1 pseudogene is annotated in these 492 nt (G+C 58.5%); it reads right to left on the reverse strand.

Going from position 1 to position 492, the window contains the following annotated elements:
• Positions 1-262 precede the first annotated feature (262 nt).
• Positions 263-492, reverse strand: a pseudogene (locus tag AC1D0P_RS28620) (histone); the annotation flags it as partial.

Genomic DNA, 492 nt, shown 5'->3' on the forward strand with positions numbered 1-492 from the left:
GACAAAAACGCGTCCCGTCAATCCATGAATATGCGATGCGCTTCAGGCGGGATCATTAAGACGTGACTTCAAACAAAAACGGATGAAGCGGAGCGATCCGCTTCATCCGCCAGTCGACCATCGGTCGGGCAGGAAGTCCGGCTGGCCCTGGGGGTCGGCAAGGGTAGAGATGTGCCGAGGGCCGCCGGATCTCAAATCTTTCCCGGGCCAAACTGCACCTGCCCGGGAAAACGAGCACCGACCGAAGTCATATCAAAAGGGCTTAGGAAGCCTTCTTGGCAACCGGCTTCTTGGCAGCCGGCTTCTTCTTGGCGTGATGCTTCTTCTTCACGACAGGCTTCTTGGCAGTCGTCGCAGCCGGCTTGGCAGCAGTGGTGGTGGTGGCGGCTTCAGCGACCGGAGCCATGGCAACGGCAGAGCCGAGAGCGAGCGAGACGGCGAGAGCGAGAGCAGAAATGGACTTCATGACTTGTTCCTTGCGTTGGTTTGTTG

The organism is Polaromonas sp. P1_G2 (assembly GCF_056405515.1).